Origin of the sequence: Desertimonas flava (assembly GCF_003426815.1) — a bacterium.
Taxonomy (GTDB): domain Bacteria; phylum Actinomycetota; class Acidimicrobiia; order Acidimicrobiales; family Ilumatobacteraceae; genus Desertimonas; species Desertimonas flava.
Map to the genome: position 1 here is coordinate 1 of NZ_QKYK01000056.1, position 15,384 is coordinate 15,384.

At 72.1% G+C, this 15,384-nt stretch carries 12 protein-coding genes and 1 pseudogene; all 13 read right to left on the bottom strand.

All coding sequences use genetic code 11. From position 1 onward, the window contains the following. Positions 1 to 362 (bottom strand): annotated as a pseudogene (locus DN771_RS28490) (hypothetical protein); the annotation flags it as partial. Next, a complete protein-coding gene (murB, locus tag DN771_RS28495) occupies positions 359 to 1,345 on the bottom strand; it encodes a UDP-N-acetylmuramate dehydrogenase (protein ID WP_162942529.1) in 987 nt (328 codons plus the stop codon). The pseudogene DN771_RS28490 and the gene murB, both read right to left, overlap by 4 nt. Next, positions 1,342 to 2,844 carry a UDP-N-acetylmuramate--L-alanine ligase gene (murC, locus tag DN771_RS28500; protein ID WP_162942530.1) on the bottom strand — a complete coding sequence of 501 codons (1,503 nt, stop codon included), beginning with the start codon at positions 2,842 to 2,844 and terminating at the stop codon, positions 1,342 to 1,344. Before murC ends, murB begins: the two co-directional genes overlap by 4 nt. A 192-nt stretch (positions 2,845 to 3,036) precedes the next feature. Beyond that, positions 3,037 to 4,143: a UDP-N-acetylglucosamine--N-acetylmuramyl-(pentapeptide) pyrophosphoryl-undecaprenol N-acetylglucosamine transferase gene (locus tag DN771_RS28505; RefSeq protein WP_117000973.1), complete on the bottom strand. Its 1,107-nt coding sequence runs from the start codon at positions 4,141 to 4,143 to the stop codon at positions 3,037 to 3,039. Next, complete coding sequence (gene ftsW / locus DN771_RS28510) at positions 4,140 to 5,657, bottom strand: putative lipid II flippase FtsW (RefSeq protein WP_117000974.1); 1,518 nt, start codon at positions 5,655 to 5,657, stop codon at positions 4,140 to 4,142. Before ftsW ends, DN771_RS28505 begins: the two co-directional genes overlap by 4 nt. Then, entirely contained in the window at positions 5,654 to 7,018 is a 1,365-nt protein-coding gene (gene murD / locus DN771_RS28515) for a UDP-N-acetylmuramoyl-L-alanine--D-glutamate ligase (protein ID WP_162942531.1), read from the bottom strand. The genes ftsW and murD overlap by 4 nt, the downstream gene beginning before the upstream one ends. Next, positions 7,015 to 8,073 (bottom strand): phospho-N-acetylmuramoyl-pentapeptide-transferase, encoded by a 1,059-nt coding sequence (gene mraY / locus DN771_RS28520; protein ID WP_117000976.1) that lies wholly within the window; start codon positions 8,071 to 8,073, stop codon positions 7,015 to 7,017. The genes murD and mraY overlap by 4 nt, the downstream gene beginning before the upstream one ends. Positions 8,074 to 8,149: 76 nt before the next feature. Further along, positions 8,150 to 9,589 carry a UDP-N-acetylmuramoyl-L-alanyl-D-glutamate--2,6-diaminopimelate ligase gene (locus DN771_RS28525; protein WP_205528822.1) on the bottom strand — a complete coding sequence of 480 codons (1,440 nt, stop codon included), beginning with the start codon at positions 9,587 to 9,589 and terminating at the stop codon, positions 8,150 to 8,152. A gap of 7 nt (positions 9,590 to 9,596) precedes the next feature. Beyond that, complete coding sequence (locus tag DN771_RS28530; RefSeq protein WP_117000977.1) at positions 9,597 to 11,855, bottom strand: peptidoglycan D,D-transpeptidase FtsI family protein; 2,259 nt, start codon at positions 11,853 to 11,855, stop codon at positions 9,597 to 9,599. Beyond that, positions 11,852 to 12,493, bottom strand: coding sequence for a hypothetical protein (locus tag DN771_RS28535; protein ID WP_162942532.1), 642 nt, complete (start codon positions 12,491 to 12,493; stop codon positions 11,852 to 11,854). Before DN771_RS28535 ends, DN771_RS28530 begins: the two co-directional genes overlap by 4 nt. Positions 12,494 to 12,749: 256 nt before the next feature. After that, positions 12,750 to 13,700 carry a 16S rRNA (cytosine(1402)-N(4))-methyltransferase RsmH gene (gene rsmH / locus DN771_RS28540; protein ID WP_205528823.1) on the bottom strand — a complete coding sequence of 317 codons (951 nt, stop codon included), beginning with the start codon at positions 13,698 to 13,700 and terminating at the stop codon, positions 12,750 to 12,752. A gap of 76 nt (positions 13,701 to 13,776) precedes the next feature. Continuing rightward, positions 13,777 to 14,193, bottom strand: a complete 417-nt coding sequence (locus DN771_RS28545) for a division/cell wall cluster transcriptional repressor MraZ (protein WP_162942533.1) — start codon at positions 14,191 to 14,193, stop codon at positions 13,777 to 13,779. A gap of 297 nt (positions 14,194 to 14,490) precedes the next feature. Then, entirely contained in the window at positions 14,491 to 15,162 is a 672-nt protein-coding gene (locus tag DN771_RS28550) for a lipoyl protein ligase domain-containing protein (protein ID WP_117000980.1), read from the bottom strand. Positions 15,163 to 15,384 lie beyond the last annotated feature (222 nt).

Here is a 15,384-nt window from a genome sequence, read left to right on the forward strand (position 1 = left end):
TGGGCGGTCGGCGGTTCGGGCCCGGCCGCGGCGTCGGGTGTGGGCGGTGCCTCGCCGGCGGCGCTCGGCGGGGCGGCGGCCAGGACCGGGGCCGAAGGCGGTTCGGTCGACGTGGGTCGCGAAGGCGCCGACGCCGCCCGCCGCGACTCGTCCTGGTGGTGGGGGTGGTGATGGTGATGGCGGACGCCAAAGAACGACAGCAGCTCGTCGAGCACCTGCTCGGACGGTTCAGGCTCTCCCGAGCCCGGCACGACGGGCTGCTCGACCGTGCGCGCCGCCTCGTCGACGGTTGGCGGCCGGGCGGGAGGCTGCGGAGCCGACGGCTCGGGACGCTGCTTGTCGCGCTTGCCGCGGCGCATCATGCCGGCACCCCCGGTGGGGCCCCGGCCGCAGTCTCGGCGTCGAAGCCGACGAGACGGACCTCGCTCCGCAGCAGGAACCCGGTCTCGGCGGCCACCTTGGCCCGGACGAACTCGATGAGTTGGCGCACGTCGTCGGCGGATCCGCCGTCGGAACCCTGGATGAAGTTGGCGTGCTTGTCCGACACGCTGGCCGAACCGTGGCGCAGGCCGCGCAGGCCGAGCCCGTCGATCAGGCTGCCCGCGCTCACCTCGCCGGGGACCGGGTTGACGAACACGGATCCGGCGTTCTGGCCGCCCGGCTGGTTCTCGCGCCGCCACCGGACGATCTCGGCGAGCTCGGCCTCGGACTCGGCACGGTCGCCCGGGTGGACGCGGAGACGGGCCGAGACCACCACGTGGTCGTCGGTGAGTGCCGACGACCGGAATCGGAGCCCGATGTCCGCTGCCGGCCACGTGGCGCGTTCCCCCGAGGAGAGGTCGACGATGTCGGCGTCGACGAGGCACGAGGCGATGTCCGAGCCATGCCCGCCGGCGTTCATGCGGACCGCTCCCCCGATGGAGCCCGGCACCCCGACGGCCCACTCGAAGCCGCGGCGTCCTGCCGCAGACAGGCGGCGGGCCACGACGGGCAGCGCCATCCCGGCCCCCGACGCGAACGTGCCCGCCTCGTCGTCGAGCACGATGTCGGGCCCCTCCGCTCCCCCGTCGGCGCGTTGCAGGCCGGTGACGAGGACGGCGATGCCGCAGAACCCGGCGTCGGCGACCAGCAGGTTGGACCCGCGACCCACCACGAGCACCGGCAGGCCCGACTCACGCCGGGCGGCGGCCACGGCCTCGAGGTCGGCGGCCGACGACGCGCGAACGAACACCGCCGCCGGACCGCCCAACCGGTAGGTGGTGAACGGGGCGAGCGGCACGTCGCGCTCGGCGAGGTCTCCGAGGACGGCCGCGGCGGCCGCCACGGACGTCGGGCGCGCCGTCACGTCGCGGTCACGCCCCGCGCGGTGCCGGTGCCGGACGGTCCAGGGAAGGTGTCGCCGACGGCCTGGATGCGCAGCACCTGGCGCCGGTCGAGCACCTCGTCGGGCAGTGTGGCGATGTCGCCGCAGCCCATCGAGATGCACACGTCGCCCTCGCCCACCTCGCCGGCGAGGAAGGAGATCATGTCCTCCCGCCGGGGCAGCCACACGAGCCGCGTCTCGGGATGCCGTTCCAGGACGGCGTCGACGACCAGCTGACCGGTGACGCCGGGGATCGGTGTCGTGCCCGACGCGTAGATCTCGGTGAGCACCACCACGTCGGCGTCGACGAACGCGTCGGCGTACTCGCGAGAGATGCGCGACATCCGGTTGAAGCGGTTCGGTTGGAACACCGCGATCACCCGCTTCCAGCCGTCGCCACTGCCGCGGGCGCCGGCCAGCACCGCCCTGATCTCGGTCGGCAGGTGGGCGTAGTCATCGACGAACGTCGCCCCGCCGTCGACGCCACGGACGTCGAAGCGCCGGGCGACGCCGCCGAAGCGGGCCAGCGCCGCGGCCACGGCAACGAACGGCACGCCGAGCTCGGAGGCCATGGCGATGACGCCGGTGGCGTTGATCACGTTGTGCACGCCGCGCATCGGCAGGTGCACGGTGCCGAGCGACGTCCCGCGGTGCTCGACCGTGAACGTGAACGCGCCCGACGCAGCGACCACGTCGACGGCCCGGAACTCGGCCGACTCGGCGAGCCCGTAGGTGATGCCGCCGAAGCGGGCCGCCAGGGCGGCGCAGCGCTCGTCGTCGGCGCACAGCACCTTCGGGCCGGGAATCGTCGCCAGGTAGCGCTCGAAGCTCTCGAGGTAGCGCTCGAACGTGCCGTAGTGGTCGAGATGGTCGACCTCGAGGTTGGTGACGATCGTGCCGAAGAGGGGCAGCTCGACATGGGTGCCGTCGCTCTCGTCGGCCTCGACCACGAACCACTCGCTGCCGGTCCACTGGGCACCGGTCCCGGCGTCGGTGACGTCGCCGCCGACCACGAATCCCGGCCGCATGCCGCCCTCGGCAAGGGAGAGCATGAGCATCGACGTCGTGGTGGTCTTGCCGTGCGTGCCGGCGACGGCGACGGTGCGGGCCATGGCACAGATCGACGCCAGCATCCCCGCCCGGCGCAGTGTGGGGATGCCCAGGTCGACGGCGTGGCGCAGCTCGACGTTGGTGGCCGGGACCGCCGTGGAGGACGTGACGGCGTCACACCCCTCGACGTGGGCCCGGTCGTGGCCGACGTGCACGTCGACCCCGGCGGCCCGCACCCGGTCGAGCACCGGCTGCTCGCGGATGTCGCTCCCCGACACGCGGTGGCCCATCTCGGCGAGGGCGATGGCGATGGCCGACATCCCCGGCCCACCGACCCCGACGATGTGCAGGCGCTGCGGCGTGGACAGGTCGAGCGGCGCGACCGGAACGGCCACCGGATCGGGCGGCGGGGAGAGGGGTGAGGTGCTCACGGCAGCTACGAGGCTAGAGCGCCCGGGGCCCTGAGCCGAGGCATCCACGCCGAGCGCCCGAACCCCTGCGGTGCGTCTGCTGGCGCGACAACGCCACCCCACGGCCTTTTCGCGCCACCAGAACGAGACCCGGATCTCTGCTGGCGCCAGAACGCCTTCCCAGGGCCTTTTCGCGCCGCCAGAACATCGGCATCATGCACTCGCCACGCGCTCGATCAGCTCGGCCAGCCCGCCGCCGCGATGCTGGGCACCCATCGCCGCGGCCGCCGTTCCGAGGGAGTGGCGGCGCTCGTCGTCGTGCCGCAGCGCCTCGATCTCCTCACCCAGCCGCGCCACATCGGGCTCGGCGAGCAGGACGGCGGCATCGGCGTCGGAGAGCCAGCGGACGTTGCCGGTCTGGTGATCCTCGGCGGCGCCGGCCCAGGGCACGAGGATCGCCGGGATGCCGGTCACCGACACCTCGGCCACCGTGGTCGCACCGCCGCGCCCGATGAGCAGGTCGGCGGCGGCGTACACCAGGTCCATGCGGGGCTCGTAGCCGACCACCTGGTAGAGCACACCGTCGGTTCCGTCGCGGGGAGCCGCCGCCGAGGCGGCGAAGCGCTCGCCCACCACGTGGCGCACGGCCAGCGAACGATCGTCGCCGTGGCCGTCCACGTACGCCGTCACCGCCTCGTTGAGGATCCCCGAGCCGAGCGAGCCGCCGATCACGGCCACGACGAACCGATCGGCGGGCAGCCCCAGTTCCTCGCGAGCGGCGGCGCGGCCCCCGACGCGATCGACCTGGCGGATGACCCGGCGGACCGGTGCGCCGGTCACCGTCGCCCTGGGAAGCGGCGACCCCTCGTAGGCGGCGGCGACGGCCGCAGCGAAGCGCGCCGTGATGGCACTCGACTGGCCGGGCTGGCGGTCGTAGGTGACCACGACGACGGGGATGCGCTGGCGGCGGGCGGCGAGCACGGCCGGCAGGCTGGCGTAGCCCCCGACCGAGATGACGACCTTCGGCTGCAGCTCCCGGAGCAGGCGCCGGGCCTGACGGACCGCCGACGCCAGCTTGGGCAGGAACGCTGCGTTTCGGCGCAGGTCGCTCGCGCTGATCCCGCGCTGGAGTCCGTCGACGTCGAGCAGCGTGTGCCCGTACGGCGTCTCCGGCAGCAACCGCGACTCGATGCCGCGGCGGGCGCCGACGTAGTGGATGTCGCCTGCCTCGTGCCCAGCGTCCTCGAGCGCCTCGGCCACGGCGAGGGCGGGCAGCACGTGACCGGCACTCCCCCCGCCCGTGATGACGGCGAAGCTCATGAGCGCGGCGTGGCGAGCCGCGCCCGGCGAACCGTGCGCGTGCCGGCCGGGGCGATGCTGCGGCGCTCCTCGGACGCCGGCACGTGTCCGCGGCGAGCGACGTTGAGCAGCAGGCCGGCCGCCGTCATCGAGATGAACAGCGACGAGCCACCGGCGGAGAAGAACGGCAGCGTGAGGCCGGTCACCGGCATCAGACCGACGACGCCGCCCATGTTGACGATCGCCTGCACGCCGAACCAGGCCGAGATGCCGCCGGCGACCAGCATGCCGAACCGGTCGGGCGACGACAGGGCCGCCTTGATGCCGAACCAGACGAGGACCCCGAAGCCTCCGACGACGGCGACCGACCCGACGAACCCGAGCTCGTCGGCGATGACGGCGAAGATGAAGTCGCTGTGGGCGAGCGGCAGGTAGCCGAGCTTGCCGTTGCCGCCGCCGACGCCCGAGCCCGACAGGCCGCCGTTGGCGATGGCGAGCATGCCCTGGTTGACCTGGTACGAGAGCTCGTCGCGGTTGCCGGCGATGTCGAGGAAGGCCGTGAAGCGGTCGAGGCGGCGGGGGCTGGAGACCACGAACACGATCGCCCCACCCGCGGCCATCACGCCCGACGCGATCATCGGCACCAGCGGCACGCCACCGATGAACGCCACGGCGAGCACGATCGAGGTCATCACGATCGCCGAGCCGAGGTCGCTCTGCATCAAGCAGGCGCCGGCCGCGAACCCGGCGAGGAGGAGGAGGGGGCGCAGGCTGCGCCGCACGTCGGCGAGGTCGTTCTGCCTCCGCACCAGCAGATCGGCGGCGTAGATCACGACGGCGAGCTTGAGGAACTCCGACGGCTGCATCGTGAACGACCCGAGGTCGATCCACGCCCGGGCGTCGTTGATCGTGATGCCGACGCCGGGAACGAACGGCAGCAGCATCCCGCCACCGGCCAGCACGAGCCCGATCGTCGCCAGGCGCCGCACCCACGGGAGGCTCACGCGCATCGTGACGAACAACCCGATCGTGCCCAGGCCCGCCCACAGCAGCTGACGGTTGAAGATCGCGTACGGGCTGTTCCCCTTCTGCACCTCGGTCTGGGCCGACGCCGACAACACCATCACCAGGCCGAGCATGACGAACACGGTGACGACGACGACGAGGACGTAGTAGCCGATGGGTGCCGGGCCGTGCTGGACGTCCCAGAAGCGCGGCTTCTCGGCGACGGCGGCACCGCGCTGGCTCACTCGGTGCTTGGCCTTCGGCTTCGCCGCGACGTTGAGCCGTTCGAGGGCGAGGCGACGGCGCTCGGTCATCGGGATCGCCCGGTCGATCGCCGGGCGAAGATCGTCGGCGGGGTGCTCGGGCAGGGCGGTCGCCTGCTCGACGACCTCGCGGAAGCTCGTCGCCGGGCGATCTGCCTGGCGACGAGAGCGGCCGGGCGACGGCCGGTGCGGTCGTCGCGAACGAACGGGGTAGGCCCCGTCGTCGAGTCCGGCTCGGCCGGCGCGTGGTTGTTGCGTCGCGGTCACGGTGTTGCTGTCTCCTCGTGGGGCGCGGGAGGGATGCCGGCGGCGAGCGCCTGAACGATGCGGCGGAAGTCATCGCCGCGGGCTTCGTAGCCGGAGTACCAGTCGTAGCTGGCGCACCCCGGCGACAGAAGGACGACGTCGCCGGAGCGTGCAGCTGCTCCGGCGACGTCGACTGCGTCGGGCATCGTCGATGCCCGGTGGATGGGAGCGACCCCGGCGAAGAGGTCGGCGATGAGGTCGGCGGCGTCGCCGATGGCGACGACGGCGCGGATGCGGTGCGGCTGGGCGACCATCGGCGACAGGTCGAGGTCCTTGTTGCGCCCGCCGGCGATGAGCACGACGTGGTCGAACGCGGCGATGGCCGTGGCCGCGGCGTGGGGCGTGGTGGCCTTGGAGTCGTTGTAGTACTCGACGCCGTCGATCTCCCCGACGAGCTCGATGCGATGGGGCGGGCCGGTGAACGTGCCGAGCGCGGCGGCGACGGCGTCGGTGGAGGCCAGACCGGCCTCGAGGACGAGCGCCGACGCGGCGAGCCCGTTGGTGATGTCGTGGGGCAGGCGGCGCGACAGGGCGGAGACCGGGGCGAGCTGACCCGTGGGTCCGGTGAGGACGCCGTCGACGACCCGGTAGTCGGCGCCATCGGCGGCGAACGTGACGTGCCGAGCCGGGGCGGCAGCGAGGTAGCGCATCACGTCGGCGTCGTCGGCGAACCCGATGGCGGCGTCGCTGGGCCGCTGGTTGGCAAAGATGCGGTTCTTGGCGTCGCCGTACGTCGCGTACGACCGGTGCCAGTTGAGGTGGTCGGGCGCGAGGTTGAGCCACGCCGCCGACTCGCCGCGGAACTGCTCGGTCCAGGCGAGGCGGAAGCTGGTGCACTCGACGACGAAGGCGTCGAGGTCGAGGTCGAGGGCGGTGACGAGGGGCACCTCGGTGTTGCCGGCGGCGACCGAGCGGACACCGGCGGCGGCGAGCATCTCGACGGCGAGCAGCGTGGTGGTGGTCTTGCCGTCGGTGCCGGTGACGGCGAGCATCGGCCGGGGGCCACCGGGCCGCTCCTGCTCCCAGCGGTAGGCGAGCTCGATCTCGCTGACCACGTCGACCTCGCGGGCCGTCGCCGCGGCGAACAGGCGATGCCCTTCGGGCACGCCGGGCGCGGGGACGACGAGGTCGACCGCGCCGAGCAGACGCTCGAGCGCGGTGTCGTCAGGGGCGACCTCCAGGTCGACCCCGAGGTCGCCGGCCAGGGCGAGACGCTCCGGCGTGGACGTGTCGTCGGCGGCGAGGACGTCGATGCCCCGGGACTGCATCGCCCGAACGGTGGCCTCCCCGGCAACCGCCAACCCGTAGACCAGCGCCTTCACGGGACTCCGATATTGGAGACGCGGGTGAAGTCGCCGATGAAGACGCCGAGAGCGGCGCCGACGCAGATCGCGGCGATCAGCCAGAAGCGGATGATCACGGTCGTCTCCGGCCAGCCGAGCAGCTCGAAGTGGTGGTGGATCGGGGTCATGCGGAACAGCCGCTTCTTGCGGCCGCTCGCCTTGAAGACCGACATCTGGACGGCCACCGAGCCGGCCTCCATCACGTTGATGCCGCACAGGAACACCAGGAGCAGCAGCGTGTTGGTCGTGAGGGCGAGCAGGGCCAGCGACGAGCCGATGGCCAGGGCGCCGACGTCGCCCATGATGATGCGGGCGGGCGCGGCGTTGAACCACAAGAAGCCCATGCACGCACCGGCGAAGGCGGCGGCGAGCACGGTGAGGTCGAGCGGGTTGACCACGGCGCCATAGATGTCGGGGAAGCGCAGCGCGGTGTAGCCGATGATCATGAAGCCGCCGTACGCCATCAGCGCCGAGCCGCCGGCGAGGCCGTCGAGCCCGTCGGTCACGTTCACGGCGTTCGTCGTCGACCAGATGACCAGCCCGGCGACGATGATGTAGAGCCACGTCGGCACGTCCCAGCCCGGATAGTCGGCGCGGGTGAGCGAGATCGTCTCGGAGATGCCGGTCTGGGCCACCAGCCACCAGGCGATGCCGAAGCTCATCGCCATCGTGATGTAGTTCTTCTGCTTCCAGAAGATCCCGCGGTTGTGCCGCTTGCGCACCTTGATGAAGTCGTCGAGGAAGCCCATCGTCGCCATCGCCAGGACGCCGACCCAGATGATGAGGCCCTGCGTGCTGAACGGCAGCCCGTCACGGACGTGGGCCGCCAGCCACCCGACGAGAGCGGCGACGATGATGGCGATGCCGCCCATCGTCGGCGTGCCCTGCTTGGCCATGTGATGCTCGGGCCCGCGGTCCTCCTTGCCCAGGATCGGCTGACCGAGGCCACGGGTCCGGAACGCCGTGATCAAGAACCGCGTCACGAACAGGGACACCAGCCCGGCCACGACGCCGGCGATCATGACGGCGATCACGCCGTCGCCGCCTTCTGGTGGCCGGCGTTACGGTTGGTGCCAGGCACCAATCGTAACGCTCGCCGAGGTCCGGACCTCATGCCCGGCCCTCGAGCACCTTGCGGGCCACTTCCCGGTCGTCGAAGGGGAGAACCTCCGACCCGATGGTCTGGGTCGTCTCGTGACCCTTGCCGGCGATGATCACCATGTCTCCTGGTTCGGCGAGCGTGATCGCCGTCTTGATTGCGTCTGCGCGGTCGACCACGACCTCGACGCGGCCGCGATCATCGGCGCCGATTCCGGCGACGACGGCATCGATGATGGCGCGCGGATCCTCCGATCGCGGGTTGTCCGATGTCACGACGGCGATGTCGGCCAGTCGCGCCGCCACCGCACCCATCGCCGGGCGCTTGTCGCGATCCCGGTCTCCCCCTGCGCCGAACACCACGATCACCCGACCGCGCTCGCCCACCACCGCTCCCCCGGCCGCGATGACCTCCTCGAGACCGTCGGGGGTGTGGGCGTAGTCGACGACGACGTCGATCGCCGTCGCCGTGCCGTCGCTGGTGAGCACCCGCTCGAACCGGCCGGGCACGGCTGGTGCGGTCGCCAGGCCGGTGACGATGGCGTCTATGCCGATCCCCACGGCCGCTGCTGTCGTGGCCGCGGCGATGGCGTTCATCAGGTTGAACGTGCCGCCGATGGGCACGTCGAGGCGCACACCGCGCCACGTGAACCGCAACGAACTGGCCGTGACGGTGACGTCGGCGCCGGCATCTTCACGGGAGAACGGCACCATCTCGATGGGTGCCGCGTCGAACAGCAGGCGGCCGTGCACGTCGTCGACGTTGACCACGCCGACCACCGCCCGGCCCGGCTCGAAGAGCGACGCCTTGGCCCGGAAGTATTCCTCCTGGGTGCCGTGCAGGTCGAGGTGGTCGCGGCCGAGGTTGGTGAACACGGCAGCGTCGAAGCGGATGCCGTCGGCGCGGTGGAGCGCGAGGGCGTGGGACGACACCTCCATCACCACCGACAGGTCCCCCTCGGCGTGCATCGACGCCAGGCGGGCCTGGAGCTCGGGCGCCTCGGGGGTGGTGTGGGCGCCGGACAGCGTGCCGATGACGCCGGTCGGGTCACCGGCGGCCCGCAGGATCGACGCCAACAGGGCGGACGTGGTGGTCTTGCCGTTGGTGCCGGTGATGCCGATCACGCGCAGGCTGGTGGACGGGTTGCCGAACACCGCCGACGCCACCGTGCCGAGGGCACGCCTGGTGTCGGCGACCACGAGCTGGGACACCGCCGACTCGTCGAGTGACAACGGATGGTCCACGAGCAGCGACGTGGCGCCGGCGTCGACGGCGGCGGCGGCGAAGTCGTGACCGTCGAAGTGCTCGCCGCGCAGGCAGGCGAACATCCCACCCGGGGTGACGGCCCGGGAATCGTGGGTGATCGCCGCGACCGGGCGCGTGGCATCGCCCACCACTCTCGCCTGCGCAGCCTTGGGCAGCGCGGTCCGGAGATCGTCCAACGTGATCACGCTCCGGTCATTCTCCGTCGCAGTCGGTCGATCCGGGCGGCGGGATGATGCCCATCTCGTGGCGGATCGTGGGGACCAGCTGGCGGAACAGCGGCGCCGCCGACTGGCCACCAGAGGTGCCGCGGGCGGGGTCGTCGATGCCGATGAGGATCGTCACCTGCGGGTCCTCGGCGGGGAAGAAGCCGACGAACGACGTGTAGTAGTTGCGGGTTCCTTCCTCGTTGAAGTACGTGCCGTCCGCCTGCACCTTGTACGACGTGCCCGTCTTGCCGGCGACCGAGAGACCGTCGACCTGAGCCTGGTTCGCCGTGCCGTTGTCGTCGCACACGACGGCCTTCATCATCTGCTGCACCTGCTCGGCCACCTCTTGCGACACGACCTGGCGCGTCGGGGTCGGGTCGGCGGGCGTGATCGTCCCGTCGGCGCCCACTGTGGCCGAGACGATGCGGGGCCCGGCGTACACGCCGTCGTTGGCGATGGTGTTGACCGCGCTGACGAGCTGGATCGGTGAGGCGGCGAGGCCGTTGCCGTACATGACGGTGCAACGCTCGGTGCCCTCCCACTCCTGCCACGGCTTGAGCAGGCCCGCCGTCTCGCCGGGGAAGCCGAGCGACGACACCTCGCCGAGCCCGAAGGCCAGCATGTAGTCGTGCAGTGGTGCGAGCGCTGCGGAACCGGGCAGCGACGATCCGTCGCCGAGAGCCATACCGATCCTGATCGTGCCGACGTTCGACGAGCGCACGAGGATGTCGCGGGTCGACAGCGACCAGTCCTCGTGGGGGTGCGAATCCGACAGCGGCTGATCGGTCGGGTCGCGGGTGCAGTCGAACGTGTCGGGGACGTACTGCATCGTCTCGGGCGTGACCACCCCTTCGTTCAGTGCGGCGGCGACGGTGATGACCTTGCCGACCGACCCCGGCTCGTAGGCGCCGACGGCCGTCCAGTTGGCGGTGCTCACGATCGCCCGCCCGCGGCTGTCCCGCTCGACGGCGGCCATCGCGATGATGTCGCCGTTGACGGCCTGTACCACCACCTGGCCACCCTGTGACCGGGTGGCGTTGACGTGGGCGAGCAGCGACTGCTCCACGGCGTACTGCACCGACCGGTCGATCGTGGTGATCAGGTCGACACCGGGGACCGGCTGGTCGATGATGCGCTCGGACCCGGCGATCGACCGTCCGCCCGGCGCCACCTCGAGCGTCATCGCTCCGTCGTCGCCGATCAGGATGTGGCTGTCGCACTGCAGCGGCGGGGTGCCGTCGGCCATCGGCTTGGCGTCGGGGTTGCAGCCGAACATCGCCTCCAAGCCGGCGATACCGAAGCCGTCGATGTCGGTCCGCCCGATCACGCTCAGACCGGTGGCCCCGCCGGGCATCACGCGCCGGTCCTCGGAGTACGTCCCGACGCCGAGCATCTCGAGCGACGAGATCTGCTCGGCGATCGACGGTTCGATCTGCCGGGCCACGTACAGGAAGCCGACCCCGTTCTGGGAGCCGTCGATGATCTTCTGCAGCAGCTGGCTCGACCGCGTCTCGTCGAGCCCGACGAGCTGGGTGAGGATGCGGACGGTCCCCTCGGGGTCCTCGATCTGCAGCGGGTTGACGTACACGGTCGACGCCGGGACCGACAGGGCGAGCTCATCGCCGTTCCGGTCGAAGATGCTGCCGCGACGCGCCGGCAACTCACGGGTGCGGGTCCACTGCTGGGCCCCTTCGTTGCGCAATGCCTCGGCCTGCCCGCCGCCCTGCATCAGACCGACCTTGGCGAGCACGGCGGTGAGGATGACGAGCAGCGTGACGAGCGTGGCGATCAGGCGGAAACGGGGGCGACCGGCACCGAACCGGTTCGCCAGCAACGGCTTGGTCGTCTTGACCGTGCGACGGGCGCGCTGCCGGGGATCGGGCCGCGTGCCGTGGCGGGACGACAGGTGCTGGCGGTCGGCGTCGGAGCGCAGGCGGCGATGCGCCCGCGCCTCGCCGAGGCTGGCGACCGGTCCGTCGCCGTAGCGGCTGGTCCGCCGGCCCTCGGCGTTGCGACCGCGGCCGGACCGGGACGTGTCCGTGGAGGCGGCGCGCGCCCGACCCCGTTGCGAGCGAGACGTCGACGCCGGCTGACGGCGGTCTGGGCGTACCTCGGGCCGGGCGATCGCACCGGTCGCCGATCCGCTGACCGCTCGCCGGGACGAGCGCTCGCTGCGCGACCGGACGTCGCGCTTCACGAGACCGTGCGTCCGGGTGCGGCGGAACCGGTCGTCGTCGCGGCTCACGGCGTACTCCCCTCGCCGGCGACCGCCGGTTCGGTGACGCCGACGTCGTTGGCGACGTCCGCGGCGTCGAACGGGTCGTCGGCCGGGTTGTCGGCCGCGTCGGAATCGATGCCCGCCTCGGCGGCACGGACGCGACGCACCTGGTCGAGGGCGTCGTAGGCGACGAGCGCCCCGTCCTCGTCGCCGATGCCCCCGGTGATCGCCAGCACGTAGGCGTACAAGTAGGGGTCGACATCGGCGAACCGGGTGTCGATGGCCGGCATCATGCCGAGGTTGGCGGCCGCGCCCGACAACCGCGTCGGTGCCCGCAACTCGGCACGGTGGTTGCGCAGCACGTCGAACCGGGCGTGCTCGTTCTCCACCTGCCGTTCCAGCCGGTCGATCTCGAGTTGGCGTTCGGCGAGCCTCGTGTGCAGCACCACCGCCGACAGCATCAGCACACCGATCACCACCACGGCGATCGCCGCGGCGTTGGCGGCGAGGCGCCGCTTCGGCACGACGCGCAGCTGCGGACGCTGCTCGATGACTGCGGCGGCCTCGGCAACCCCCGAGTAGCCGTCGCGGCGCTGCATCGGCATGCGCACGGTGCGACCGGAACGATGTCCGGGTCGACGCCGCGGCGCGTCGATCCGCTTCATCGGCACAGCGTTCACGACCGAAACTCCGAAGGGTCCGAGTCGACCGCGCCGAATGGAGACCGGTCGCCGTCCGTGCCACGCGACGTCGCCGTCGGGGGTTCGGGGGCAGTCGCCCCCGTGTCGGCGGCATCGGGCGAGCTTGCTCGCCGCCGCCTGCGGTTGGGTGCGGCGAAGCCGCTCCGCATCAACTCGTCCGGCGCAGTGAGCGAGGAACGAGCGAACGGAGGCGGACGAAAGGTCCTGATCGGGGCGCTGATCACGGGTTCTGCTCCTGGACGATGCGTTCGACGACGCGAAGACGGGCCGAGCGGGCCCGGCGGTTGGCTTCGGCCTGGGCGGCCGACGGGGTACGGGTGGTGCGGACTCGCTTCACGAGCCGTCCGCTGGCGGCGCCGCACACGCACGGCAGCCCGGGCGGGCAGTCGCACGATCCCTCGGCGGCGCGGAAGCGTTCCTTGACGATGCGGTCCTCGCCGGAGTGGTAGGTGAGCACGGCGATGCGTCCGGCCGGCGCCGTGGCGTCGATCGCCTTGTCGATCGCGTCCGGCAGGGCGCTCAGCTCGCCGTTCACCTCGATGCGGATCGCCTGGAACGTGCGCTTGGCGGGATGGCCGCCCTTGCGCCGGGCCGGCGCCGGGATGGCCGACGTCACGACGTCGGCGAGTTGCGTGGTGGTGGTGATCGGTCGGGCGGCCACGATCGCCGCGGCGATGCGGCCGGCGAAGCGCTCGTCGCTGTAGCGGCGGATCACCCGGGCGAGGTCGTCGCGCTCGTAGGTGTTCACGACGTCGGCCGCCGTCAGGTCCTGCGTGCGGTCCATCCGCATGTCGAGGGGGCCGTCGTTGCGGTAGCTGAACCCGCGATCGGGGTGGTCGAGCTGCGGCGAGGAGACGCCGAGATCGAACAGCGCGCCGGAGATCTCCGTCAGGCCGCGATCGGCGAGGATCTCGTCGATCGCGTCGAACCGGGCATGGGCGGTGGCGGCACGCTCGCCGAACGGCGCCAGTCGCGCTCGGGCCGCGGCGAGCGCATGCTCGTCGCGGTCGATGCCGAGGATGGAGATCGCCGGGTAGCGCTCGAGGATGGCCGCGCTGTGGCCGCCACCGCCGAGCGTGGCGTCGACGATCGTTCCCGGCGGCACCGTGGCGAACACGTCGACGATCTCGTCGAGCATCACCGACTCGTGTTCGAACGGGGCCGCACTCACAAGACACCCGCCATCACGCGGCCTGCGTGGCCACTGAGCCTCGGCGACTCGCCGGTACGGAACGCAGCAGAACGACTCACGAGTCGCCCCGGGCGAGGTCGCTCGAAGCGCGGGCCTCGACGCCGGCGTACACCGACTCGCTCCACAGCTCGATGCGGTCGAGGTTGCCGGTGACGACGATCTTGGACGACAGGGACATCTGGGCGAACTCGCGCAGTCGCTCGTCGACCTTGATGCGGCCCTGACGATCGACGCTCGCCGGCGTGGCCGAGTGGGTCATCGCCCGCAGGCGGGACATCGGCGCCTCGCCGCGCTTCACCCGCTCGCGGAGCTCGATGGCGTTGGTCTCGAAGTCCTCGGCAGCCAGGACGTCGATGCAGCCGTTCTCGCCGAAGGAGAGGTAGCAGCGCTCTCCGAGGTCGTCGCGGAAGGAGGCGGGGAGAGCGACTCGGCCCTTGTCGTCGAGCTGACGCTCGTGACGCCCGAAAAACATCGCGCTCGACCTGGCCTTTCCACTCTTTTCGCCCCGTCGGCTGCCTTCGTGGAACCTCGGGGCCGGTTCCACCGATCCCCACTTTGCCCCCCACTCCCCCCTCTGTCAACCATTCACCCCCACTTCGCGCCACATTTCACCCCTGCTCCCCCACCTCGCACCCACGGCCGTCACCAGCGAGTTCGCGTGCGGTCAGAGCGGATGTGCCTGCGGGAGCGGGCTTGAGCCGACGCTCCCGGTCGGCACTTGGGGCACGCGTGGGCCCCGGTGGGGGGAAGTGGGGCGCCCGGGTGAGGGCTAGGCGCTCAGGCGCGCGGCGACAGCGGCCGGCAAGGCCGTGGCGACGTCGATCGGCACGGTGGCGACGGCCGGCAAGTCAGTCGCCGCGGGCTTGGGCGGGCGGAGCAACCCCAGCATCCGGTCGGGGTGCCACGCCGTGTGCACCATGCACTGGAAGCGGGCGCCCTGGCGCCGGCGACGCTGGCTGATGCCGACGAGCTTGGCGCCGTCGACCAGCCCTTCACCGCCCCCGACCCCGGCGAAGCACACGAGCCGGGACCACGGCGTGCACACCATCGCCTCGTCGTGCACGGCGACCCCCGCCACGCCGAGGTCGGCGAGGGCGGCGGCGATGTGACGGCCGAGCCACACCATCGACCCCGTGACGTCACCGGCAACGCCGGCGAAGCGTGGGTCGTCGACCGGCACCACGACATCGAACCAACACATCGCCCCGACCTCCACCAACACCGCTCCCCCGCCGCTGCGTCGCTTCGTCAGCTCGACTCCGGCGACCGCGCACGCCGCCTCATCGGCGACGTCGAGCGGCTGGCTCGAGCCGAGCACGAGGGCGTCGGCCGTGGCGTCGGCGACCACGACGCGAGCGACCGGATCGTCGAGGAGCTCAGTGGCGTGGAAGGCACCGGGCGTCCCGGTGAAGCGCTCCACGGCGAACGGCGCCACGGTCACGCCGCCAGGCCCGGGGCGGCGCCGCGAGCTGCGGTCACGCCGTCAACCCCGGGGCCCCCGCTCGTTGCGCTCACGCCCCATCGCCGCCCGGCTCGCTGGCGCTCGCTCGGAGGGCCGGCGCTCACGCCGTCAATCCCGGGGGCTGCGCCCCCGCTCGCTGCGCTCGCGCCCCATCGCCGCCCGGCTCGCTGGCGCTCGCTCGGACGGCCGGCGCTCACGCCG